Origin of the sequence: Vibrio cyclitrophicus, assembly GCF_024347435.1 — a bacterium.
GTDB classification, from domain to species: Bacteria; Pseudomonadota; Gammaproteobacteria; order Enterobacterales; family Vibrionaceae; genus Vibrio; species Vibrio cyclitrophicus.
This window is the reverse complement of record NZ_AP025480.1, coordinates 772,785-796,035: the sequence shown is the minus strand read 5'-3', so window position 1 is coordinate 796,035 and position 23,251 is coordinate 772,785. Positions and strand designations below refer to the sequence as shown.

Annotated in this window: 23 protein-coding genes; 6 read left to right on the top strand and 17 right to left on the bottom strand. The window is 43.3% G+C overall.

From position 1 onward, the window contains the following. Positions 1–24: 24 nt before the first annotated feature. From lpxB to rpsB, 14 genes are all read right to left on the bottom strand, one after another. Positions 25–1,221, bottom strand: a complete 1,197-nt coding sequence (lpxB, locus tag OCW38_RS03745; RefSeq protein WP_010436514.1) for a lipid-A-disaccharide synthase — start codon at positions 1,219–1,221, stop codon at positions 25–27. A 128-nt stretch (positions 1,222–1,349) separates the two neighbouring features. After that, positions 1,350–2,138, bottom strand: coding sequence for an acyl-ACP--UDP-N-acetylglucosamine O-acyltransferase (gene lpxA, locus OCW38_RS03740; RefSeq protein ID WP_010436512.1), 789 nt, complete (start codon positions 2,136–2,138; stop codon positions 1,350–1,352). Position 2,139: 1 nt separating this feature from the next. Then, positions 2,140–2,592, bottom strand: a complete 453-nt coding sequence (fabZ, locus tag OCW38_RS03735) for a 3-hydroxyacyl-ACP dehydratase FabZ (protein ID WP_009847408.1) — start codon at positions 2,590–2,592, stop codon at positions 2,140–2,142. A 93-nt stretch (positions 2,593–2,685) separates the two neighbouring features. Further along, a complete protein-coding gene (lpxD, locus tag OCW38_RS03730) occupies positions 2,686–3,717 on the bottom strand; it encodes a UDP-3-O-(3-hydroxymyristoyl)glucosamine N-acyltransferase (RefSeq protein ID WP_010436510.1) in 1,032 nt (343 codons plus the stop codon). 6 nt (positions 3,718–3,723) lie between these two features. Continuing rightward, positions 3,724–4,224, bottom strand: coding sequence for an OmpH family outer membrane protein (locus OCW38_RS03725; protein WP_016767578.1), 501 nt, complete (start codon positions 4,222–4,224; stop codon positions 3,724–3,726). 27 nt (positions 4,225–4,251) lie between these two features. Next, entirely contained in the window at positions 4,252–6,657 is a 2,406-nt protein-coding gene (gene bamA / locus OCW38_RS03720; protein ID WP_010436504.1) for an outer membrane protein assembly factor BamA, read from the bottom strand. Between the two features lie 48 nt (positions 6,658–6,705). Continuing rightward, on the bottom strand, positions 6,706–8,064 hold the full coding sequence (gene rseP, locus OCW38_RS03715) for a sigma E protease regulator RseP (protein ID WP_010436501.1): 1,359 nt from the start codon (positions 8,062–8,064) through the stop codon (positions 6,706–6,708). Further along, entirely contained in the window at positions 8,061–9,269 is a 1,209-nt protein-coding gene (ispC, locus tag OCW38_RS03710) for a 1-deoxy-D-xylulose-5-phosphate reductoisomerase (protein WP_010436498.1), read from the bottom strand. Before ispC ends, rseP begins: the two co-directional genes overlap by 4 nt. A gap of 51 nt (positions 9,270–9,320) precedes the next feature. Continuing rightward, on the bottom strand, positions 9,321–10,163 hold the full coding sequence (locus tag OCW38_RS03705) for a phosphatidate cytidylyltransferase (RefSeq protein WP_016787751.1): 843 nt from the start codon (positions 10,161–10,163) through the stop codon (positions 9,321–9,323). Between the two features lie 15 nt (positions 10,164–10,178). Next, positions 10,179–10,931, bottom strand: a complete 753-nt coding sequence (locus OCW38_RS03700) for an isoprenyl transferase (protein WP_261895136.1) — start codon at positions 10,929–10,931, stop codon at positions 10,179–10,181. 98 nt (positions 10,932–11,029) lie between these two features. Continuing rightward, complete coding sequence (gene frr, locus OCW38_RS03695; protein WP_009847417.1) at positions 11,030–11,587, bottom strand: ribosome recycling factor; 558 nt, start codon at positions 11,585–11,587, stop codon at positions 11,030–11,032. A 98-nt stretch (positions 11,588–11,685) separates the two neighbouring features. Next, entirely contained in the window at positions 11,686–12,417 is a 732-nt protein-coding gene (gene pyrH / locus OCW38_RS03690; protein WP_009847418.1) for a UMP kinase, read from the bottom strand. Positions 12,418–12,575: 158 nt separating this feature from the next. Next, complete coding sequence (gene tsf, locus OCW38_RS03685; RefSeq protein WP_010436487.1) at positions 12,576–13,421, bottom strand: translation elongation factor Ts; 846 nt, start codon at positions 13,419–13,421, stop codon at positions 12,576–12,578. Between the two features lie 138 nt (positions 13,422–13,559). Next, positions 13,560–14,291 (bottom strand): 30S ribosomal protein S2, encoded by a 732-nt coding sequence (gene rpsB / locus OCW38_RS03680; protein WP_009847420.1) that lies wholly within the window; start codon positions 14,289–14,291, stop codon positions 13,560–13,562. 457 nt (positions 14,292–14,748) lie between these two features. Here rpsB and map point away from each other — a divergent pair, with 457 nt between their 5' ends. The 3 genes from map to OCW38_RS03665 all read left to right on the top strand — a co-directional run bounded on the left by map (position 14,749) and on the right by OCW38_RS03665 (position 18,952). Then, positions 14,749–15,627 (top strand): type I methionyl aminopeptidase, encoded by an 879-nt coding sequence (map, locus tag OCW38_RS03675; protein ID WP_261895133.1) that lies wholly within the window; start codon positions 14,749–14,751, stop codon positions 15,625–15,627. Between the two features lie 137 nt (positions 15,628–15,764). Beyond that, a complete protein-coding gene (glnD, locus tag OCW38_RS03670; protein WP_010436479.1) occupies positions 15,765–18,386 on the top strand; it encodes a bifunctional uridylyltransferase/uridylyl-removing protein GlnD in 2,622 nt (873 codons plus the stop codon). Between the two features lie 182 nt (positions 18,387–18,568). Next, positions 18,569–18,952, top strand: coding sequence for a DUF3461 family protein (locus OCW38_RS03665; protein ID WP_010436477.1), 384 nt, complete (start codon positions 18,569–18,571; stop codon positions 18,950–18,952). A gap of 121 nt (positions 18,953–19,073) precedes the next feature. Here OCW38_RS03665 and truC read toward each other — a convergent pair whose 3' ends face one another. Both truC and OCW38_RS03655 read right to left on the bottom strand, forming a co-directional pair. Next, on the bottom strand, positions 19,074–19,823 hold the full coding sequence (truC, locus tag OCW38_RS03660; RefSeq protein WP_016784999.1) for a tRNA pseudouridine(65) synthase TruC: 750 nt from the start codon (positions 19,821–19,823) through the stop codon (positions 19,074–19,076). After that, complete coding sequence (locus OCW38_RS03655; protein ID WP_016784998.1) at positions 19,823–20,137, bottom strand: YqcC family protein; 315 nt, start codon at positions 20,135–20,137, stop codon at positions 19,823–19,825. Before OCW38_RS03655 ends, truC begins: the two co-directional genes overlap by 1 nt. A gap of 87 nt (positions 20,138–20,224) precedes the next feature. On the opposite strand from OCW38_RS03655, the gene OCW38_RS03650 reads away from it, so the two are divergent. Further along, positions 20,225–21,268: a DUF3549 family protein gene (locus OCW38_RS03650; protein ID WP_261895129.1), complete on the top strand. Its 1,044-nt coding sequence runs from the start codon at positions 20,225–20,227 to the stop codon at positions 21,266–21,268. An 84-nt stretch (positions 21,269–21,352) separates the two neighbouring features. Beyond that, positions 21,353–21,661, top strand: coding sequence for a DUF3301 domain-containing protein (locus tag OCW38_RS03645; protein WP_016786808.1), 309 nt, complete (start codon positions 21,353–21,355; stop codon positions 21,659–21,661). On the opposite strand, the gene OCW38_RS03640 is transcribed toward OCW38_RS03645, so the two are convergent. Then, entirely contained in the window at positions 21,627–22,145 is a 519-nt protein-coding gene (locus tag OCW38_RS03640) for a GNAT family N-acetyltransferase (RefSeq protein ID WP_010436467.1), read from the bottom strand. The genes OCW38_RS03645 and OCW38_RS03640 overlap by 35 nt on opposite strands. A gap of 776 nt (positions 22,146–22,921) precedes the next feature. Here OCW38_RS03640 and OCW38_RS03635 point away from each other — a divergent pair. Then, positions 22,922–23,209: a hypothetical protein gene (locus OCW38_RS03635; protein WP_010436465.1), complete on the top strand. Its 288-nt coding sequence runs from the start codon at positions 22,922–22,924 to the stop codon at positions 23,207–23,209. Positions 23,210–23,251: the final 42 nt, after the last annotated feature.

Here is a 23,251-nt window from a genome sequence, read left to right as displayed (position 1 = left end):
AGTGCTCTATAAAGCTATCAACGCTTACGCTTCAACAAATGGCTTATTAATAAGGTTCAAGACTGCATTGGCTGCTTGCTTGTCCGCGCCTTTACGAATCCAATGATGCATCTCAGTAAAGCGTTCGATCAACGCAGTATTGTCCGCTGAGAGCATTTTATCGACAGACGGAAACAAAAAGTCTGGGTGACACTCTTCAAGAATATGTTCTTTCACTATCTCTTCACCTGCCAAAATATTCGGCAATGAGACGAACTCGGTAATCGATAATTTCTTAACAATGTATCCCGTCAGTTTATTTACTTTGTAGCCAACGACCATCGGGCGTTTCAGTAACATACACTCAAGAGCAACAGTACCTGAGGCAAGCAGCACAGAATCAGCAGCGGTAATTACGTTTCTCGCGGTATCATCCACTAACGAGAATTCAAGTTCAGGTGCTGTCGATTGCCAAATGTCGGTAAACTGTTTTTTACGCTGTTCGTTAACAAGCGCAACAACAAAATTGATATCAGGGTATTTCTGCTTAATGCGTTGGCACGTTTCGATAAATGGTTGAGCAATCAAACTCATCTCACCACCACGGCTACCCGGCAATACCGCTAGCCACTGCTTATCTTGATCTAAACCTAAAAGCTCTCGAGCTTCCTGCTTATTTGGGTCCAGAGGGATAGCGTCTGCCAAGGTATGGCCAACAAATTCACAGGCAACATTATATTTATCGTAGAACGCTTTTTCGAATGGCAAGAAAGCAAGGACTAAATCAGTTGCTTTATCGATTTTAAAGATACGCTTAGGACGCCAAGCCCAAACTGAAGGGCTAACATAATGAACCGTTTTAATTCCAGCTTTCTTCAGATCTAACTCAAGTCTCAGGTTGAAGTCAGGAGCATCAATACCAACAAAGACATCTGGTGGGTTCTGTGTGAAATACTTAACCAGTTCTGCTTTCACTTTTAACAAGCGAGGTAAACGACCCAATACTTCAACTAACCCCATTACGGCAAGCTCTTCCATTTCGAAAAGAGATTCACAACCCAGAGCCTTCATCTTTGGTCCACCGATACCTACGAACTCAGCATTCGGATACTGGGATTTTATTGCTTTGATGAAACCTTCACCTAGCGTGTCTCCGGAGAGCTCTCCCACAACAATACCGACTCGCAGTGGTTCATTCGAAACAAAGTTAGAGCTATCAGTATGCGCATCTTGTTGTGCCATAATTTTCAATTCCCTTCTTGCCTAAAACAAAAAAGATCGCCTAACAAGTAGCGATCTTTTTGTTATACCAATCTGATGAAGTAATGATTGTCATACTCATGTTGACTGGTACATAACCACATCAAGTATTAACGAATAATACCGCGCTCAGAGTTCTCTAGCATTTCTAACATCGGAGTTATAGAAGTAAACTCTTTCGCCATTTCAACTAAAGCCACTTTCGCTTCTTCAAGTGTTTTGCCTGAGCGGTATAACTCTTTGTACGCTTTTTGTAATGCTCGGATTTCCGGTTTCTCAAACCCATTTCGCTTCAAGCCCACTAGGTTAAGACCAAATGGAGCAGCATGGTTGCCCTGCGCAAGCACGTACGGCAGTACATCTTGAACAACAGCAGAGCAGCCGCCAATATAAGCGTAAGCGCCGATTGAACAGAATGGGTGAATAGCAGAAAGCGCCATAACGCCAGCGTAATCGCCTACGGTTACGTGGCCACCAAGAATCGCATTGTTACCAATATGAGTATGGTTACCAACAATTACATCGTGCGCTACGTGAGCATTGACACAAAGTAGGTTGTCATCACCAATCACTGTGGTTGCTTTATCTTGAGTTGTACCACGGTGGATCTGAACTGCTTCACGGATCACATTACGATCACCGATCACAACAGTTGTGTCTTCACCGCCGTATTTCTTATCTTGGTTTTCTTCACCAATCACTGCGTGTGGGAAGATTCGATTTTGCTTACCAATTGTTGTGTGACCTTTGATCACAACATGTGACATCACTTCTGTGTCATCGCCAATAGTCACATTACCAGCAATGTAAGTGAAAGGCCCAACCGTCACGTTAGCACCGATTGTCACATCACCTTCGATTACTGCTGCCGGGTGAATTTTCGCTGTTTCATGAATCATATTAAAACTCTCTACGAGCACATTTAAGTTCAGCTGAACATACTACGACGCCGTCTACTTTAGCTACACCATTAAATGATGCGATACCACGACGCTCTTTTAAAAACTCAACTTCGATAACTAACTGGTCACCTGGCACTACAGGTTTACGGAATTTTGCTTTATCGACACTTGCAAAGTAGTAAAGCTCATTGCCAGAAGGAGCACCAAAGGATTTAAATGCCAAAAGACCTGTAGCTTGTGCCATTGCTTCTAAGATCAACACGCCTGGGAATACAGGAAGTTGTGGGAAGTGGCCTGTGAACTGAGGTTCGTTAACAGAGACATTCTTAATTGCAGTCAGTGTTTTTTCTTTTTCAAAGCTAGTCACACGATCAACCATTAAGAATGGGTAGCGATGAGGTAATAGTTCCTGAATTTCAGTAATGTTCATCGTTGTCTGTTCAGTAGTCAAAGTCGTATTCCTATATATATTCTTTATTTAATTAGAAGGATTATAAACGAAAAAGACTCGCTGTTCGCGAGCCTTTTATTAGAAATGCTGGAATTATGATTCCGCGCTCTTCTCAATAAGTTTTTCAACGGTTTTCAAACGCTTGTTCATTTCATCAATACGATGTACACGCGTTGCTGTTTTACGCCAATCTTTGTTTGGCTGTAAAGGAATACCAGAAGAGTACATGCCTTTCTCAGTGATGCTACGCATTACCATCCCCATACCAGTGATTGTAACGCCGTCAACGATTTCAATGTGACCATTAATCACGCAGCCACCACCAATGATACAGTACTTACCTATCGTTGTGCTGCCAGCGACAATAGTACCACCGGCAAGGGCAGAACCATATCCGATGTGAACGTTGTGAGCAATTTGAAGTTGGTTATCTAAGATAACATTATCTTCAATCACAGTATCGTCCAAAGCACCACGGTCGATGGTTGTACACGCGCCAATTTCTACGCGATTACCAATACGAACTGAACCGACTTGCGGAATCTTAACCCACTCGCCTTTCTCGTTTGCATAACCAAAGCCATCAGAGCCAACGACAGTGCTTGATTGGATCAAACACGCATCGCCAATAACAACCTCATGATAAATGCTTACATTCGCCCACAACTTAGTGCCGGAGCCAACCTTTGCGTTTTTACCAATAAAGCAACCTGCACCGATGACTACATCATCACCAAGTACAACGCCTGATTCAATCACTGCGTTTGCACCAATAGACACATTTTGTCCAATGGTCGCATCGCCTGAAATTGAAGCAGAATCAGCAATAGCCGCAGCTGGTGCTGGAGTAGTGTCAAGCGCTTGAGCCACTTTAGCAAAAGCAACGTAAGGGTCATTAACCACAATAACGTTGGTCTTACAAAGTTCACGCTCAGTCTCTTTGACCATAATAGCGGATGCCTTACAGTCACCTAAGTGCTTGCTGTACTTAACGTTAGAAAGGAACGTAATGTTACCTTCTTGCGCTTTATCCATAGGAGCGACTGCTGAGACGGTAATACTACCGTCTCCATGTAGCTCTCCACCGGTAATCGTTGCCAATTCGGCTAAAGTCAGGTTCTTCATAAAAACTTATTTCAGTGCTTTAATTACTTTCTCAGAGATGTTGTATTCTGGCTTACCATACTGCAGAGCTTGAATATCAACAATCATGTCGTAGCCTTCTTTCTCTGCAACTTTAGTTACAGCATCTTGAATCACTTTGAAAAGCTTCTGCTTCTCTTGCGCTTCACGACGTTGGCTTGCTTTTTCTAGTGCTTGAGCTTTGATTTTGTACTTACTGTCTAGTTGACCTACTTCGATACGTAGCTTCTCAACTTCGTCAGGACCTAACAGTTCGCCATCACGCTTAAGCTTTTCGATCTTAGTCTTAGCTTGTGCTTGAATACTTTGTAGTTCAGCCGCTTTGTCTTTGAACTCTTCCTGCATTTTTTGAAGAACAACTTCACGCTGAGGTAGAGCCTGGAATACTTGTGCAGTGTTTACATAACCCACTTTTTGCGCAGCTTCAGCCGCTGTTGCAAAGAAAGAAGAGCTAAGAACTACAAGGCCTAAACCTGCTGCTTTAATCATATTTTTCAAAATATTGTCCTTTAAATATTAGAAGGTTCTACCGATGGTGAATGTGAAGAACTCTTCATCATCACCTTCGTAAACTTTAATTGGTTTCGCTAGAGAGAAAACCAGTGGGCCCATTGGTGACATCCATTGAAGAGCGGCACCATAAGATGAGCGATAATTACTTGGGTCAGAGTAATCGTAGTAATACTGACTGCCACTGTTAGGTGCGCCTCGGTCTACGAATTCTGTATCCCATACACTTGCCATGTCGAAGAAAACACTGGTGCGAATTTGACTACGCGCTTCATCAGAAGCAAACGGCGTTGGTACGATTAGCTCTAAACTAGCCAAAGCAACCGCATTACCACCTACTGAATCATCCGTAGCTGTGTCGTAAGTTGGGTTGTTGCCCGTACTGCTTCCGTAAACGGCTTTCGGACCTGCCGAGTTAGAACCAAAACCACGTAGCGTAGTGAAACCACCTGCATAATAGTTCTCGTAGAATGGGAACAAGTTATCGTTACCATCCGTCTGACCATAACCATTACCATAGCCTAATCGGCCACGCATCAATAGTGTGAACTCATGCTTTTTGGTCAGCGGGATGTAATGTTTTACATCATACTGCGCTTTGAAGTACTGAGCATCAGACCCTGGTACCGTCATTTTAGCGAAAGCACGTTGGTGGTTACCCTCGGTTGGGAAAAAACCACGGTTCAAGTTATTACGTGTCCAAGAAATATTGATGTCGAAATCATCGGTCAAGATGTGTTCGTCACCATATTGGTCAATACTTCTCGCAAACTGTTCAACTTGAATATAGGTCGGAACGTTACCGATCTTGTTGTGTGTATAGCCGATACCAAACTCGATACGATTCAGCTCATCGACAGGGAAGCCCCATGTTAGGCTGGTACCATAACTTTGGTTGGTATAGTCGACGATACCCGCTTCAGATGCTTCGAACTCGTTGTAGAAGATCTTACCGCCTAAACTCACACCATCAAGGTTCCAGTATGGGTCACGGTAGTCTAAGCTCACGTTCTTCTGGTAATCGTTCATCATGGCACTAACGCCAACACGGTTACCTGAACCCGCAAAGTTATCTTGTTGCAAACCAACTTGGAAACTCACGCCTGACTCAGTACCGTAACCAACACCAAAGTTGATGCTGCCTGAGTTAGCTTCTTTAACGTTGTAAACCAAATCAACTTGGTCGTCACTACCTGGGACACGTACGGTTTGTACATCCACAGTTTCAAAGTAACCTAAACGGTTCAGGCGGCTCTTACCGGTATCAATTGACTTAGAGTTAAGCCAGCTTCCTTCCATTTGACGCATCTCACGACGTAACACTTCATCTTTGGTTGAGTTGTTACCCGTAAAACGAATATCACGAACGTAGATACGACTACCCGCTTCTACATTGATCACTAACGAAACTTCTTTCGTTTCATCATCAAATTCTGGAATAGTGCGAACTTGTGGATAGGCATAGCCTGATTCACCAAGAATTCGTTTAACGTTTTCTTCAAGTGAAGTCACCGAAGAACCGTTATAAACATCGCCATCTTCAAATGGGACTAATGCGTCGAAATCTGCTTCACGACCGATCAACTCACCACGGAAAGCGACATCTTTAACGATATAGGCCTCACCTTCATCAATACCGAGCGTGATATAAACGCCTTTTTTGTCTGGTGAGATCGCTACCTGAGTAGAATCGACCTTGAATTTAAGGTAACCACGGTCAAGATAGTAAGATTTCAGAGCTTCAATATCGCCAGCCAATACTTGCTTTTGGTATTTTTCATCCGCAAGAAAGTTCCACCATGCAACATCGACATTCAAGTTGAAACGACTGAGCAAGTCAGCATCAGAGAACACTTCATTACCAATAAAGTTGATTTGCTGAATTTTAGCGGACACGCCTTCAGTAAACACAAATTTAAGGTCAGAACGGTTACGCGGCAAAGGCGTAACAACTGCTTTTACGGTTGCGTTGTATTTACCAACACTGTAATAAAAGTCTTCGAGGCCTTTCTCAATGTTACTCAGTGTTGTACGGTCAAGCGCTTCACCTTCACGAACACCAGACGCATCTAGGTTCTGTTGAAGCTGCTCTTCTTTGATCGCTTTATTTCCTGAAAACGAGATACTTGCAATGGTTGGCCGCTCTTTAACTTGAACAACTAAAACACCTTCATCACGAAGTACTTTAACGTCCTCAAAGTTACCTGAAGCATATAATGCGCGAATGATCTCAGATACATCGCCTTCATCTACTTCATCACCAATACGTACTGGCATTTTCAGTAGAGCTGCACCAAGTGCAACACGCTGTAAACCTTCGATCTTGATATCTTGAACCACAAAGTTTTGTGCTCCGTTCGCAGCCACACTAGTGGCCAATAGACTTGCGAACAGAATTTGCTTAATCGCCATACTTATTCTAATTATTCCTTGCTACTACCAATGCCTGTAAGAAACCATTTACAGGCGAGTAAAATCGTTAAATATTGCCAGAGCCATCAAAGAGAAGAGGATTGCCCCTCCCACTCTGTACCCCATCTCCTGAACTTTTTCAGGGACCGGTTTACGAGTAACGGCTTCAATAGCGAAAAAGAGCAAATGTCCGCCATCAAGCATAGGCAGCGGAACCAAATTAATAATACCTAAGTTCACACTAATCAAAGCCAAAAAGCCTAGGAAATAAACCAAACCATAATCGGCGGTTGTCCCTGCACCTTTGGCAATTGAAATAGGACCACTCAAGTTGTTTAAGCCAACATCACCAACGATAAGCTTTTTAAGCATTGTCAGCGTCAAACCAATAATTTGACCTGTTTTATCAAATGCTTTTCCTACAGAATCAATTACACCAAATTGTAACTCAAAGCGATAATCTTCTGGCCATTCTGCGACTTCTGGAGCAATACCCGCATAGCCAATTACAGAACCATCAGAAAGCTCCCGGCTTTTGGGCGTCATAACCAATGACTGCTCAGCACCATTTCTCAACACAACAAGGTCTAATGACGTCATCGGGTTTGCACGAATTAACTCGACTACCGACTGCCACTGTTCAATGGGCTGCCCATCAATCTCAACAATTTTATCACCGGCTTCTAACCCTGCCGAGTATGCCGCACCGTCGTCAATCACTTGAGCAAGAGTTGTCGATATTTCTGGCGAATACGGTCTAAAACCAAGCGTTGTCATTGCAGATTCAGTTTCTGGGTTAAACGACCAGTCTGAGATATCCAATGTCATCTGTTGTTCGAAGCCGATATCATCTTGAGAAGCGACAGTTACAGTCATGGATTGATCACCAATGTGTGATATCAAACCCATATTAACAGATTCCCAATCTGCGGTTTTGATTCCTGAAACTGATTTAAGTTCCATTCCACTTTCAATTCCGGCTTGTGCGGCAATAGATTGCGGGGTGACTTCGCCGATTACGGGTTTAACCGCAGGCACACCAATCAAAAATACCAACCAGTACGCAAACACAGCAAAGATAAAATTAAATGCAGGACCGGCACCGACTATCGCAGTTCTTTTCCACAATGGCTTCTTATCAAAAGCGTATTGTTGTTCATCTTCAGAAAGGTCATCAACACGACCATCAAGCATCTTAACGTAGCCGCCCAATGGAATAACTGACAAGCTATACTCTGTGCCATCACGGCCAACTTTGCTCCAGATTGATTTACCAAAACCAATCGAGAATTTTTCAACTTTCACACCACAGCGACGAGCAACCCAGAAGTGTCCAAACTCATGAACAGCGACCAGAATGCCAAGCGCTACAATAAAAGATGCGAAGTTCCACAGAATTCCACTCATGTAAGCTGCTCTTTAATAAATTGAATGGCTATTAGACGAGACATATTATCGAGCTCGAGAAGGCTTTCCAAGCTATCTAAGCCCTCAGAGTTATGTTGTTCACATACTTTGCTCATAACATGCTCGTTAATGATAGCAATATCGGTAAACTTCACCTGATTATTCAAGAAAGCATCAACTGCAATTTCGTTTGCCGCATTAATTGCAGTTGTTGCATGCTGACCTAAGTAGCAAGCTTCAATCGCTAATCTTAAGCAAGGGTAACGAGTTAAATCAGGCTCTAAGAATGTCAGCTCACCAACCTTAGTAAAGTCCAACGGCTTAACACCGGCTTCAGTACGTTCAGGATAAGACATGGTTAGAGCGATCGGCGTCGCCATATCGGGTTCGCCCATTTGAGCCAATACTGAACCATCTTTGTACTGAACCATAGAATGAATAACAGACTGAGGGTGAATAATAACTTTGAGTTGTTCTTGAGAAGCATTGAATAGCCATTTCGCTTCAATGTACTCTAGGCCCTTATTCATCATAGTTGCTGAATCAACAGAGATCTTAGGCCCCATAGACCAGTTAGGGTGCGCAATAGCTCGTTCAGGAGTCACTGATTCGAGTTCTGCGACATCGGTATAGCGGAAAGGGCCACCAGAGCCGGTCAAAAGAATATGATTGATACCGTTCTCTTCTAGGTTACAACGACCTAGATTGGTTTGTACGTTTTGTGGTAGGCATTGAAAAATAGCATTATGTTCACTATCTACAGGAAGTAGCTCGGCCCCGTACTTTTCTACAGCGTCGATAAACAGCTGACCTGACATCACCAAAGCTTCTTTGTTGGCAAGTAGGATACGCTTACCGGCTTTAACCGCAGACATCGTAGGAAGCAAACCTGCCGCACCGACAATAGCAGCCATAACTGTGTCGACTTCCTCTAAAGAAGCGACCTGACACATACCTTCCGGACCTGAAAGTACTGTAACGTTAGGGTAATTTTCGGACAACATGCCTGTCAGCTGAGATGCAGCATCAGGACAAGCCATAGCAACATAGCTTGGTTGCCACTTTTCAACTAACGCCAGCATCTTTTCAACGTTCGAGCCTGCAGCCAGTGCAACGACCGAATAAAGTTCTGGATTTTGCTCAACGACTTTTAGTGTACTTGCACCAATTGAGCCGGTAGCGCCAAGGATAGTTAGATTTCGCATCACATATGACCGTAGAAATGTAATAAAGGGCAGAAACACTGCCCTTTTTTATTAGAATGCTAAATAAAGCAGAGCAAAGACAGGGAATGCAGCCGTTAAGCTATCTATTCTATCAAGTATACCACCATGACCAGGAATCAGATTACTGCTGTCTTTCACTCCGGAAACACGCTTAAACATGCTTTCTACAAGGTCACCAAGAACAGAGATAACAACGGTCACTAGGGTAATAATAATCATGTGAAGAGGGCTGGTGAATTGGATATCAAACAAATCAGCAAAGATCCAAGCCACGATCACCGCAGTAATAATGCCACCAATAAGACCTTCAATCGTCTTATTCGGACTTACCGCAGGTGCCATTTTTCGCTTACCAAAACTCTTTCCTGAAAAATAAGCCCCGCTGTCTGCTGCCCAAACAAGCAAACAAACAAACATTACCAATTTTGCACCGTGGTAAGGGTCAACATCGATGCCGTTAGCGCGCAGGATAACCACACTCCAGAAGAATGGCAGTAAAGTCAATACACCAAAAGCATGACGAAGGAAAGAAGAGTCTTTCCATGCTGGCATCGACTTAGGATAAGTCACTGCCATACCACTTGCGATTACCCACCAAATAGAACCAATAGTTAATATTGCGTAATGGGCGCTAGATAAGTCATTAAGGCTAAATGCATCAAAAGGGATAAAAGCAAAACTTGCCGCACTGACCACAACCGTTGGAATCAAGGCTAAATAACGCGACTTGCTTTCAACAAACTGAGTCCACTCCCAAAATCCCAAGAGCGAGATGACCGCTAATGAAAAAATAAACGTAGGAAGTGACAACTCGAAAATACCTAGAATAACTAGGGGAGCTAAAATCAACGCCGTAATAATTCGTTGTTTCAAACCAAAAAATCCTTATTAACTGTCCATCAGAGCTTTGATCTGTTCACCGGTGCATCCGAAACGACGCTCACGGTTTACAAACCAAGTCACAGCTTCTACTAAGCTGTCTTCATTAAAGTCTGGCCAGAATTGTTCAGTGAAATACATTTCAGCGTAAGCCAATTGCCAAAGCATAAAGTTACTAATGCGACACTCGCCACTAGTACGAATTAATAGGTCAACTTCCGGAATATCGGCCATAGTCAAGTGTTGTGTAATCATAGCTTCATCAATGTCTTCTACATTAATATCACCAGACTTTACCTGTTGAGCAATAGAAGTCATTGCTTGCTGGATATCCCACTTGCCACCGTAGTTGGCCGCAATATTAATAACCATGCCAGTATTGGTGCGAGTCAAAGCTTCCGCTTCTTCGATCTTCTTTTGGAGTCGATCATTGAAACGACTTTTGTCACCAATAATACGAAGCTGTAGATTGTTTTTATGAAGTTTTTTTACTTCACTCGAAAGGACTGAAATAAACAGTTCCATCAAGATACCGACTTCTTCTTCAGGACGACGCCAGTTCTCGCTACTAAACGCAAAAAGTGTAACGGCTTTAATGTCAAGTCTGGCTGCAGAAGAGATGGTTTTGCGAACGGCTTTAACACCGTTTTTATGACCAAAAACGCGAGGCTTGCCCTTAGCTTTTGCCCAGCGACCATTACCATCCATAATGATAGCAATGTGTTTAGGAAGAGAGTCTGTGAACGCTTGAGAATTATGCATAAAAGAGTGAATCAAATTCTAATAGTCGAACAGAGTAGCATAAAAAAACGCTGAACCGTGAGTACAGCGTTTTTCCGGAAAGAAAAGAATATGGAAAATTAAACTTCCATCAACTCTTTTTCTTTAACTGCTAAAACTTCGTCTACGTTCTTAACCGCAGCGTCAGTTAGCTTTTGAATTTCGTCTTGTGCTTTACGATCTTCGTCTTCAGAGATTTCTTTATCTTTAAGAAGCGCTTTTAGATCGCCATTCGCGTCGCGACGGATGTTACGGATAGCAACACGGCCACCTTCAGCTTCGCCACGAACAATTTTAACTAGGTCTTTACGACGCTCTTCCGTTAGCGGTGGAAGTGGTACTCGGATAACCGTACCTGCAGACATAGGGTTTAGGCCTAGGTCAGAAGTCATGATTGCTTTTTCAACGAGAGGAGTCAGTGTTTTATCAAACACTGTAATTGCTAGTGTACGTGCGTCTTCAGCAATAACGTTAGCTACTTGAGTCAAAGGTGTTGGCGCACCGTAGTACTCAACGGTAAGGCCAGAAAGTAGGCTCGGGTGAGCACGGCCTGTACGAATTTTTTGTAGGCTGTTCTTTAGTGCATCAACACTTTTTACCATGCGCTCTTGAGCGTCTTTTTTGATTTCGTTAATCACAATTTCACCTTGATTATGTTCTTTCTTCAAGAAAGCTTTTTATTTGGAGTGATAAGGATAAGCTTACCAAAGCACAAGGCTTCAGTAAGCCCGAAAAATTAGTCAGCGTCGCTGATTAACGTACCTTCAGTTTCACCCATAACCACGCGACGTAGTGCGCCTGGCTTATTCATGTTAAATACACGGATTGGCATTTTGTGATCACGTGCTAGCGTAAATGCAGCCAAGTCCATTACTTTCAATTCTTTCTCAAGAATCGTGTTGTAAGACAAAGTATCATACAGCTCTGCGTCTGGGTTTGCTACTGGGTCAGCAGTAAATACACCATCTACTTTTGTCGCTTTTAGAACTACGTCAGCTTCGATTTCGATACCACGTAGACATGCAGCTGAGTCAGTAGTGAAGAATGGGTTACCAGTACCTGCAGAGAAGATCACAACGCGACCTTGACGTAGTTGGCTGATTGCATCTGCCCAGTTGTAGTCGTCACACACACCTTTAAGCGGGATAGCTGACATTACACGCGCATTTACATAAGCACGGTGCAGAGCGTCACGCATTGCAAGGCCGTTCATTACCGTTGCAAGCATCCCCATGTGGTCACCAACAACGCGGTTCATGCCTGCTTCAGCAAGGCCTGCACCACGGAAAAGGTTACCGCCACCGATAACAACACCTACTTGAACACCTAGTTCAACCAATTCTTTTACTTCTTGAGCCATACGATCAAGGATCGTAGGGTCAATACCAAAACCTTCTTCGCCTTGTAGTGCTTCACCGCTAAGTTTTAACAGAATACGTTGATACGCCGGTTTAGGGTTCGTAGTCATGGAGTTTACCTTCCAAAGAGTTGATGATTAACAGTCATGGATAAAAACTGATTAGCTCAGTTCGTATTCATAACAGCTAACAAAGCAAAAAAATTGTTCATTATTCATAAAAAGACCGCAGCATTTGCCACGGTCTTTTTCAAACAATACGCTAAGGATTAACCTTTTTGTACCGCAGCAACTTCGTCAGCGAAGCTCATTTCAGCCGCTTTCTCGATGCCTTCACCAACTTCTAGACGTACGAAGTCAGATACTGAAGCGCCTTTCTCTTTCAGGATAGCGCCAACAGTTTGCTTAGGCTCCATGATGAAAGCTTGACCAGTTAGAGAGATTTCGCCCGTGAATTTCTTCATACGGCCAACAACCATTTTCTCTGCGATTTCAGCTGGTTTGCCTTCGTTCATAGCGATTTCAACTTGAACTGCTTTTTCTTTCTCAACTACGTCTGCAGGTACGTCTTCTGGGTTTAGGAACTCAGGACGTGATGCAGCAACGTGCATTGCAACGTGCTTAAGCGTTTCAGCTTCGCCTTCACCCGCAACAACAACACCGATTTTCTCGCCGTGACGGTAAGAAGCTAGTGCAACACCTTCAACGAATTGTACGCGACGGATGTTGATGTTTTCACCGATCTTAGTTACTAGTGCAATACGCGCTTCTTCAAATTTAGCTTGAAGAGCAGCGATTTCTAGACGTTCTGCTAGAGCAACTTCAGCAACTTCGTTAGCGAATGCAAGGAAACCTGCATCTTTAGCTACGAAATCAGTTTGGCAGTTAACTTCAAGAAGAGCAGCTGCGCCGTTTGCTTCTTTGATGATGATTGCGCCTTCAGCAGCAACGTTACCAGCTTTTTTAGCTGCTTTCGCTGCGCCAGATTTACGCATGTTTTCAATTGCTAGCTCGATGTCGCCTTCAGCAGCAACAAGTGCTTTTTTACATTCCATCATGCCCGCAGCTGTGCGTTCACGAAGTTCTTTAACTAGAGCTGCAGTTACAGTTGCCATTCTCTATTCCTCAGTAAATTCTAAAAAAGATAAAAAACAGGGGCCTAATTAATTGGCCCCTGATATTGACTGTATTCAGTCCGTTAAGCCACCGATTATGACCGCTTAATATGAACTAAATATGGCTCAGAGCCGCTATTATTCAGCTTCTACAAAACCGTCTTTTTCAGCAGCTACAGCAGCAACATCTTTGTTACGACCTTCTTTAACCGCGTCTGCAGCAGCGTTTAGGTAAAGCTGTACTGCACGGATTGCATCATCGTTACCTGGGATAACGAAGTCAACGCCGTCTGGGTTAGAGTTAGTATCAACTACAGCGTAAACTGGGATACCTAGGTTGTTTGCTTCTTTAACTGCGATGTGTTCGTGATCAGCATCGATTACGAATAGAGCGTCTGGAAGGCCGCCCATGTTCTTAATACCACCAAGAGATTTCTCTAGCTTCTCCATTTCACGAGTACGCATTAGAGCTTCTTTCTTAGTAAGCTTGTCGAAAGTACCGTCTTGAGCTTGCGCTTCAAGTTCTTTCAGACGCTTGATAGACTGACGAACAGTTTTGTAGTTCGTTAGCATACCGCCTAACCAGCGGTTGTTAACGTAGAACTGGTTGCTGTTGATAGCAGCTTCTTTAACAGCTTCAGATGCAGCGCGCTTAGTACCAACAAAAAGAACTTTACCTTTCTTCTCGCCAACTTTAGCAATTTCAGCTAAAGCGTCGTTGAACATTGGTACAGTTTTTTCTAGGTTGATGATATGTACTTTGTTACGAGCACCAAAGATGAATGGCTTCATTTTTGGGTTCCAGTAACGAGTTTGGTGGCCGAAGTGAACACCAGCTTTAAGCATATCGCGCATTGATACAGTTGCCATTTTAAAATCCTCTATGGGGTTAGGCCTCCACATCCCCCATGAATCCGACCCCTAACAACTAACCACTTTTCAGCCGTTATCTATGTTGTTGAGGCACCCCGGAACATGTGTCGGAATGTGTGTGATTTAAAGAAATAAGTTAGTGGACACAAAGCTTGTTTCGCCAAGTGGAGAAAACAGTCCTGATGTCCGGCGCGCTTTATACCATATTTTGTCTATCTATGGCTAGAAAAAATTCTAAAAATGGCGACTGCTATACTGAACCGTGGCGGCGAATTTCCTCTGTAAAATAGTGTCCTATTCAAATCACGCTGCACCATTAAACCGAACATTATCCACTCAGATTGAGCAGTATCCACCAACATTGTACGGACATGGTAATGTTGCGCTAAAATGCTGCACTGATAGAATAGCCCCAATATGCACACTTAGGTGCTACCAAATTAAGAGATATGCAATGGCTGTAAAAATTAAAACTGCTGAAGAAATCGAAAAAATGCGCGTTGCCGGCAAACTGGCCGCTGAAATTCTAGAGATGATTGAACCTCACATCCAAGTAGGTACAACGACAGAAGAACTGAACAAAATCTGTCACGAGTACGCTCTAGAAAGAGGCGCATACTCAGCACCACTTGATTACCACGGTTTCCCTAAGTCAATCTGTACGTCTATCAACCACATCGTGTGTCACGGCATTCCAGCATCACAAGATGAGACAGGTAGCACAGGTCAATTCAAACCTGCAGTATTGAAAGATGGCGATATTCTAAACGTTGATATCACTGTGATTGTTCCTGATGATGAAAATGCAGACCTAAGCGTTCGTCCACAAGGTTACCACGGTGACACATCTAAGATGTTCCTTGTTGGTGAGGTTTCACCGGCAAACAAGCGTCTATGTATGGTTGCTCAAGAAGCACTTTACGAAGGTATGCGTCAAGTTAAGCCTGGTGTTCAGCTTGGCCAAATCGGTACTGCTATCGAGAAGTACATCAAGACAAACAACAAGAACAACCCACGTGCTAAGTTCTCTATTGTTAAAGATTACTGTGGCCACGGCATCGGTTCTGAGTTCCACGAAGATCCACAAGTGGTTCACTACAAAAACAACGACCGCACTGTGCTAAAAGCTGGCATGTGTTTCACTATCGAACCAATGATCAACGCTGGTAAATTCGGCTGTCGTCTCGATGACGAAGATAGCTGGACAGTGTACACCGCTGACAGCAAGAACTCGGCACAGTGGGAACACACATTGGTTGTGACTGATACAGGTTGTGAAGTACTAACCCTGCGCAGCGATGAAACTATTCCACGTATCATGAAGAACGCTTAGTTCATTAAACTGAACGCATCGGCCTTTTAAAAATATCCTCGCATTGTCGAGGATATTTTTTTCCGCTCAATTTCGATTTTCCACCAGCTTCTGGTAAATTGTTTACTATTCTCATTTGCTTGCACGGATAGCAAACTATGCCTTATCAATGCCCTCTTACGTTCAATGATGAACAAATTGAAATCTGCGAATTAAAAAATCAGCTCGAAATCTTCACGCAGTATCAAAAAAATGAATTTCTAAATCATCATCCAGTTACTGATTTAGTACTATTGCGATCCAAATACATGGATTTGCTTCTCAGTCGATTATGGGAACATTTAGGCTTTAATAAACTGCCACATATTTCCCTTGTCGCAGTGGGTGGATATGGTCGAGGTGAACTTCACCCGTTATCGGACATTGATATTCTCATTGTCTCGCAAAAAACGCTTCCACCAGCTCTTGGTGAAAAGGTCAGTCAATTCATTACTCTACTTTGGGATTTAAAGCTCGAAGTTGGCCATGCTGTGCGAACTATTGCTGAGTGTCTTGATATCGGCACCGATGATTTAACCGTCGCGACTAACCTACAAGAGTCACGCTTACTTTGTGGCAGCGAAGACACCTTCCAAGAGCTGAAACTAAAGATTCATTCCGATTCATTTTGGCCTAGTGAGACTTTTTACAAAGCTAAAATTCAAGAACAAAGAGAGCGTCATGCTCGCTACCACGACACCACTTACAATCTAGAGCCAGATATCAAATCAACTCCAGGCGGCTTAAGAGATATTCACACACTGAGTTGGGTAGCTCGTCGACATTTTGGTGCGACATCGTTACTAGAAATGAGTAAATACGGCTTTCTTACCGATGCTGAATATCGCGAACTCGTTGAGTGCCAAGATTTTTTATGGCGTGTTCGCTTTGCATTGCATATTGAACTGCGCCGTTACGACAACCGTTTAACGTTCGCACATCAAGCTCAAGTCGCTGAGCATCTAGGTTATACTGGTGAAGGAAACCGTGGCGTCGAGATGATGATGAAAGAGTTCTACCGAACACTTCGTCGTGTAGCAGAGCTCAATAAGATGCTACTTAAACTGTTCGATCAAGCGATCATCAATGGCGGTGAGACCCAAGAAGCTGAAATTCTTGATGACGATTTCCAGCGTCGAGGTTCACTGATAGAGGCGCGTAAGCCTGCACTGTTCCAAGCACGGCCAGAAACGATTCTCGATATGTTTATCCATATTGCCAATGACTCTTCCATCGAAGGAGTAAGCCCACCAACACTGCGACAACTGCGCACAGCGCGCCGTCGACTGAACCGATTCTTACATACCATCCCTGAAGCTCGTGACAAGTTCATGGCATTGGTTCGCCACCCAAATGCTCTGCACAAAGCCTTTAGCTTGATGCACAAGCTAGGCGTCTTATCGGCATACTTACCACAGTGGAGCCAAATTGTTGGTCAGATGCAATTTGACCTATTCCATGCTTACACCGTTGATGAGCACAGTATTCGTCTGCTCAAGCACATTAACCGTTTCAGCCAGATAGAAAACCACGACAAGCACCCTATTTGTTGTGAAGTGTACCCACGAGTTCAGAAGAAAGAACTACTGATTCTGGCGGCTATCTTCCATGACATAGGTAAAGGCCGCGGTGGAGACCACTCAGAAATTGGGGCAGTAGAAGCTTACTCTTTCTGTATTGAACATGGGCTATCTAAACCCGAGGCTAAGCAAGTGTCGTGGTTGGTACAAAACCACCTGTTGATGTCTGTCACTGCACAACGCCGTGATATCCACGATCCCGATGTTATCGCCGAATTTGCCAAAAAAGTACGTGATGAAGAATCACTTGAGCTTTTGGTTTGTCTAACCGTCGCCGATATCTGCGCCACTAACCCTGAGCTCTGGAACAGTTGGAAACGTACCCTACTAGCGGAATTATTCCATTCAACACAAAGAGCACTGCGCCGTGGTTTAGAAAATCCGGTTGATGTCAGAGACCGTATTCGCCACAACCAACAAATGGCCTCCGCCCTGTTACGTAAAGAAGGCTTCACCGCTCGCGAAATCGAAGTGCTTTGGCAACGTTTCAAGGCCGACTACTTCTTGCGTCATACCCACAAGCAAATCGCTTGGCATTGTGAGCACTTACTTCGCTTGGAAGATCCAAGCCAACCCTTGGTATTGATAAGCAAAAAAGCCACTCGTGGTGGTACTGAAGTGTTTGTCTACTGCAAAGACCAGGCTGCACTGTTTGCGACCGTCGTTGCTGAACTCGATCGACGTAACTTTAACGTCCACGACGCACAAGTTATGGTCAGCAAAGATGGCCATGTTTTAGACACCTTTATCGTTCTAGACCAGCATGGCAAAGCTATTGATGAGGCAAGACACAAAGCCGTTGCCAAACATTTGGTTCATGTCCTCGCTGATGGTCGCCCAACTAAGATCAAAACACGTCGTACACCTCGAAATTTACAGCATTTCAAAGTCAAGACTTTAGTCGAATTCCTACCAACAAAGAGCAAAAAACACACTTTGATGGAACTCAGAGCACTGGATACCCCTGGGTTATTGGCTGAAGTAGGTGCGACCTTTGCTGAGTTAGACATCAATTTACATGGCGCAAAAATCACGACTATCGGCGAACGAGCGGAAGATTTATTTATTCTGACCAGTGACGCTGGAGGAAGGCTTTCAGAGGAACAGGAACAAGCGTTAAGAGAAAGATTAACCGAGCATGTTTCGGAACTCGCACCTTAGAAAGCTAATTCAATGCCAAGAGTAGGCTTAATAGCCAAATTAATGTGGGTAAAGATAGAGAGCGATCTTGCCCACAACTTACAATCAATTCCCAGATATCAACTATCTAGCGCGTGATTAGGCTGCTACATTGATTAGGTCAATTTCATAAAAGTATTACATTCATAAACTAGAGGTCGCTTATGTATCCAAACCTCACTGGCTTAGGTATCCACGAACCTAAACAGATTGAACGTTATTCCCTTCGCCAAGAAGCCCACAAAGATATTCTAAAGATTTACTTTTGTAAGCAGAAAGGCGAATTGTTCGCGAAAAGCGTTAAGTTTAAATACCCACGACAGGTCAAAAGTGTGCTTGTTAGTGGTGGCAACAATCAATACAAAGAAGTGACGGAGATAAACCGCAACCTCACCCTTGTGATTGATGAGCTAAACAAGATCACCAAACCTACGCCAACCACTGAGGTCGATGTGAAGCAGAAGATCCTCACTGATTTACGTCACTTAGAGAAAGTAGTATCGAGTAAGATCTCAGAGATCGAAGCTGATCTAGCAAAGTTAAAATGATCCCGCTATTAGCAACTAGATTCTAGTAAGTCGATTCCAATTACACAGATATTAGAAAGGGCTGATATTACTATCAGCCCTTTGTTTTATGCTTTCTACGTTTACTTGGACGCGTGTACTTTTACTTAGGCGAACATGCTTCAGCATTCACTAAGTTGGTATCCCACTCAAAAGTTTCAAACAACCTTAACCACGTTTCATCTAGGTTAGCCTTCATCACTAACTCCTTCTTTGTAAAAGGGTGGATGAAGCGTAGTTCAGAAGCATGCAGTAACAAACGGTGAGAGTCTAAATCATCACGAAACAGACGGTTATGCTTACCATCACCATGCGAAGTATCACCCACGATTGGGTGTCTTAGGTGAGCCATATGACGACGCAACTGATGCTTGCGACCTGTCTTTGGCATCATCTCAACCAAGCAATAACGACTGGTTGGGAAGCGGCCTGTTGAATACGGCACTTCAACTTTCGCTAACGGCTCGTAAACGGTAATAGCCTCTTGTGGTTCTTTATCTTCTTTCACGAACTTGTCTGCGATCTTATCCAACTCGACCTTGAGTGCGTAGTCGAGCGTATCGCCCTCTTCTATCCAGCCACGCACAATCGCATGATAAGTCTTTTGCATCTCATGGTTGGCGAACATCGGCATGACTTCAGAGGCAACCTCACTCGACAATGCAAACACCAAAACACCGGATGTAGGTCGGTCTAAACGATGCAAAGGAAATACATGCTGACCAATTTGGTCACGCAGTGTTTGCATAACAAATTGAGTCTCGTGTTTATCCAACCATGAGCGATGTACTAGCATACCTGCAGGCTTATTCACCGCGACAAAATACTCATCTTGATAAATGATCTCTAACATTACGCGCATACCTCATCAATGCTCAGAATCGTCACTAGCAGTTCAGCTTTGTCTGCCTTATTTTTCCACACTTCACTAAAATAAGGATGAATCGCAAAGCCTTTCGGTAGACTTATTTGGGCATCCATCATTGCGTTGATCTTAACGATAAAGATCCACTGCAACCACTCTTCCGGTTGTAGCGAATCAACCGCGAAAGGTTCAATGCTCGCAAGCGCCTCATCCGAGGGTGGAAACGTGCTCCACAGAGAACATTGGCGCATTTGTTGTTCTAATTGTTGAAGTAAAAGAGGTAACTTTGTGGCAGCTGTCATTTTTCACCAAGTTATTTATCTAGTGACCTTGAAATTGGGGCATAGAGTACCATCTATTTAGGAAAGAAAGTTAGGAGCTTTATTACTATGGAAACCATTCACACGCTCACTCAGTTGCTAAAGAATAGCGGTTGCCAATATGATATCTACGATCTAGGTCGTCGTATCCAAAAGATCGACAACAACCTATTCTCTGATGTTGAGCAGGGGAAACAGCCGTACCCATTTCCACTGCAGAAACAAGCTCACTTAGCGATTAGCTACTGGAACGAACACAAGCAACCTTGGATTTGGTTCCTAAAATTTAAACTGGATGAAAGAGGCCTATTGCATCAAGGAGATGTGGGTAACTTCCTAAAGTTTGTTATTGAAGCAATGGGCACTCGTTTGAACGGCGAGATCACCGAAGAGCAACAACAAAAGCTGTCTAACAACCCATATACCTTCAAGCCTTCTGAAGACAAGATGGCCGTGTTCCATAGCCAAGTAAGATTAGGTTTAGATCTTGCGACGAGCCAATACTACGAACACGCTCAACATTACTTCACAGGTGAACTCGGTTGGGACAACTGGAAAACGGTTGGCTTGCAGGGTATCACAGATATGTGTGCTCGCTTAGGCAGCCAGCAAAACGGTGTCACTATTCGTAAGGCTCTTCATAAACTGCCATCAGAGCCTCTTTATGCAACACTAGGAGCGCTTGAGCATACGCAAATCAATGACAAGCTAGCTCAACGCTTGCAAGAGATGGCAGAGAATGAAATCTCAAGTAAAGAACCGGATCTGTTTTTACTTTCAGCATTAGTTCGTGCCCTTTCAGGTGCAGAGCAAAATACAACGAATGCTGTGATTACCCAAGTTTTGGCTAGCCCACGTTTAAGTCATCAAGAAGTATTAATTGGTTTAGCTGGTCGAAGTTGGAGTGCCCTACAAGATCCAACTATTGCTGAGCAATTTTTGCTGCGTCTCGCACAAACAGGTAATCAAAACCTATTCAATCAGCTATTTGCAGATTTAGTGATGATTCCGACACTAAGAATGGTATTTTTACCATTGTTGAACTCGAATCCATCACCAGAGCTTGCTAATGCATTGGTTGAATTGCAACAAGCAACTAAAGCTCAACAGTAGACTAACTAAAGAGTAGATCTACTCAATAGCTCCTAACACTAAAGTCACAATTGGAAGAAAGAGATAAAAGGAAGTATGGATTAAATGATAGATAACTTATTGGCTATTTTGTTTCTGTGCTTCTTTTGCTTTCTGTTTTGGCAGCAACGCAGGCAATCTGAGTTAGCAAAAACAGCCATTGCGAGAAAGTGTAAAGAACTCGATTTGCAATTATTAAGTGTCGCCTTTAGTGGTCATAAACTGAAGATGCGCCATGAGCTCACCACCATTTGGCGCTGGCATACTGTGTACCATTTTGAGTTTTCGGCGTTAGGTGACGACCTGTACCAAGGAAAACTAACCATGGTAGGTTTCCGCTCTATGCGGTTTGAGCTACAGCCTCATAGAATGTAACGTCGCAATACGCGGTATAGCTATATTCATGATAAGGACCAAACATATCTTGTTTGGTCTCTTTGAATGCAAAGCCTAACTTTTCTAATAATTTAATGGATGGGTTATGACCAACATTTACAGTTGCAACCACATTCGTTAAGTGCTCTTCAAAACAAGCCAAACTAAAAAAGGGTTTTAGCGCTTCACTCGCCAGTCCTTGATGCCAGTACTCTTTGTCCAGAATAAAACCCAGTTCGTGTTTTCCATCCGCAGATGAAATAAACAAGTGCCCAAGGTATTCGCGAGTTTGATTGTGGATAATAGCCCGACAAAAGCCGACGTTATCGTTCAATATTTCTTGGAATAAGTGCTTCGCAGAAGCAATAGAGTGCGGCCCATTCATTTCAGCACGATTAATGGGGCAACAATTCAACTTAATAAAGTCATGTTCTAACTGCTCGGTATAAGGTACCAACAGCGTTCTTGAGGTTGCAATCGTCATAAAACACTCCTTGTGTTGACCATTAGCAGAAAAGCAGATGTGACGCTTTAAGATAAAACTATTAGATAAAAAGCGCTCAGATAACAAAGCACCGAAATAAATAAAGGCCCAGAAAAGAAAAGCCCCGACACCGAAGTGTCAGGGCTAGGGTCTTACTCGCAGCAGTCCGGCTACTAATTAATGCTCCATGCATCATCCATAATAGTGGCTGTAATCCTTCAGCTCTTTCCTTTACTTCGCCGTCCTAGCGGTGTCCAATCTTCCTGAAAGCTAACAATCCTAGTTAGCGCACATCACTTGTTCCGTGAGCGGTGTCCTTTACATCGTCCTGATGCTAATCCAACCCTTTATCCTAAAGGTGTCCATTGTCATTCCGTTGCAGCTAACTTCCTGTTAACTGTCTGTATCCCTACAATGTCCTTACGCTCCATGCTTGATCACTCAATCCTAAGTAACCAAATCTTCATCCTGAAGATAACCAAATCCTTGGTGCTTTCCTGTTCCGTGTCAGAATCCTTCCGACAAGGTTTAATTTACGCGATTTAAGATTTCGGACAATAGATTTTCATCACACTTTTAATCCAACCAAGTTGTTAATTAAATAAAACACTTAAAATTCAAAATTTTAATCATATGCATATCAATCTCTCTAGCGATATATTCGTGTTATCTCACAGCCTTTGTAAGAGATCTCTCACAAGCTATAGGCGCTTTTATGATTCGCTATCGCGCACTGGAGCGAGTAAAATGAAAAAATACTAAAAATGGAGGTCAACATGCTCACAAAAGATGTGTCTGAAGAGTTAAAATCGGTGCTTGAAGGACTGCAAGCCCAAGGGAAAGAGCCGACAGTTGCTTTAGTTAAAGCTCGTATGAGCACATCAGTTCCAATGCCCGCTTTGATCACGACGATCAAAAGCTGGAAAACGGCCAATCGCGTCCCTAAAGTGGAAGTCGCGACACAAGAAGCGCCAGCACTCGATCGTGTTAGCCAACTAGAAAAGCAAATTGTAGAACTTACCGCTCGCGTTGCCATGCTTGAAGCCAAGTTAACTGAGCAATAAGCTAACTGAGCAATAAGTTAACTGATAAATAAGCTAATAGAG

Coding starts and splice junctions, on each gene's coding strand:
- OCW38_RS03640 (WP_010436467.1), bottom strand. CDS start 22,145: ATGACGATTGCAACCTCAAGAACGCTGTTGGTACCTTATACCGAGCAG.
- lpxA (WP_010436512.1), bottom strand. CDS start 2,138: ATGATTCATGAAACAGCGAAAATTCACCCGGCAGCAGTAATCGAAGGT.
- OCW38_RS03650 (WP_261895129.1), top strand. CDS start 20,225: ATGGAAACCATTCACACGCTCACTCAGTTGCTAAAGAATAGCGGTTGC.
- rseP (WP_010436501.1), bottom strand. CDS start 8,064: ATGAGTGGAATTCTGTGGAACTTCGCATCTTTTATTGTAGCGCTTGGC.
- bamA (WP_010436504.1), bottom strand. CDS start 6,657: ATGGCGATTAAGCAAATTCTGTTCGCAAGTCTATTGGCCACTAGTGTG.
- OCW38_RS03725 (WP_016767578.1), bottom strand. CDS start 4,224: ATGATTAAAGCAGCAGGTTTAGGCCTTGTAGTTCTTAGCTCTTCTTTC.
- map (WP_261895133.1), top strand. CDS start 14,749: ATGGCTGTAAAAATTAAAACTGCTGAAGAAATCGAAAAAATGCGCGTT.
- OCW38_RS03645 (WP_016786808.1), top strand. CDS start 21,353: ATGATAGATAACTTATTGGCTATTTTGTTTCTGTGCTTCTTTTGCTTT.
- OCW38_RS03655 (WP_016784998.1), bottom strand. CDS start 20,137: ATGACAGCTGCCACAAAGTTACCTCTTTTACTTCAACAATTAGAACAA.
- OCW38_RS03700 (WP_261895136.1), bottom strand. CDS start 10,931: ATGCATAATTCTCAAGCGTTCACAGACTCTCTTCCTAAACACATTGCT.
- lpxB (WP_010436514.1), bottom strand. CDS start 1,221: ATGGCACAACAAGATGCGCATACTGATAGCTCTAACTTTGTTTCGAAT.
- ispC (WP_010436498.1), bottom strand. CDS start 9,269: ATGCGAAATCTAACTATCCTTGGCGCTACCGGCTCAATTGGTGCAAGT.
- lpxD (WP_010436510.1), bottom strand. CDS start 3,717: ATGAAGAACCTGACTTTAGCCGAATTGGCAACGATTACCGGTGGAGAG.
- glnD (WP_010436479.1), top strand. CDS start 15,765: ATGCCTTATCAATGCCCTCTTACGTTCAATGATGAACAAATTGAAATC.
- rpsB (WP_009847420.1), bottom strand. CDS start 14,291: ATGGCAACTGTATCAATGCGCGATATGCTTAAAGCTGGTGTTCACTTC.
- tsf (WP_010436487.1), bottom strand. CDS start 13,421: ATGGCAACTGTAACTGCAGCTCTAGTTAAAGAACTTCGTGAACGCACA.
- OCW38_RS03635 (WP_010436465.1), top strand. CDS start 22,922: ATGCTCACAAAAGATGTGTCTGAAGAGTTAAAATCGGTGCTTGAAGGA.
- truC (WP_016784999.1), bottom strand. CDS start 19,823: ATGTTAGAGATCATTTATCAAGATGAGTATTTTGTCGCGGTGAATAAG.
- pyrH (WP_009847418.1), bottom strand. CDS start 12,417: ATGACTACGAACCCTAAACCGGCGTATCAACGTATTCTGTTAAAACTT.
- OCW38_RS03665 (WP_010436477.1), top strand. CDS start 18,569: ATGTATCCAAACCTCACTGGCTTAGGTATCCACGAACCTAAACAGATT.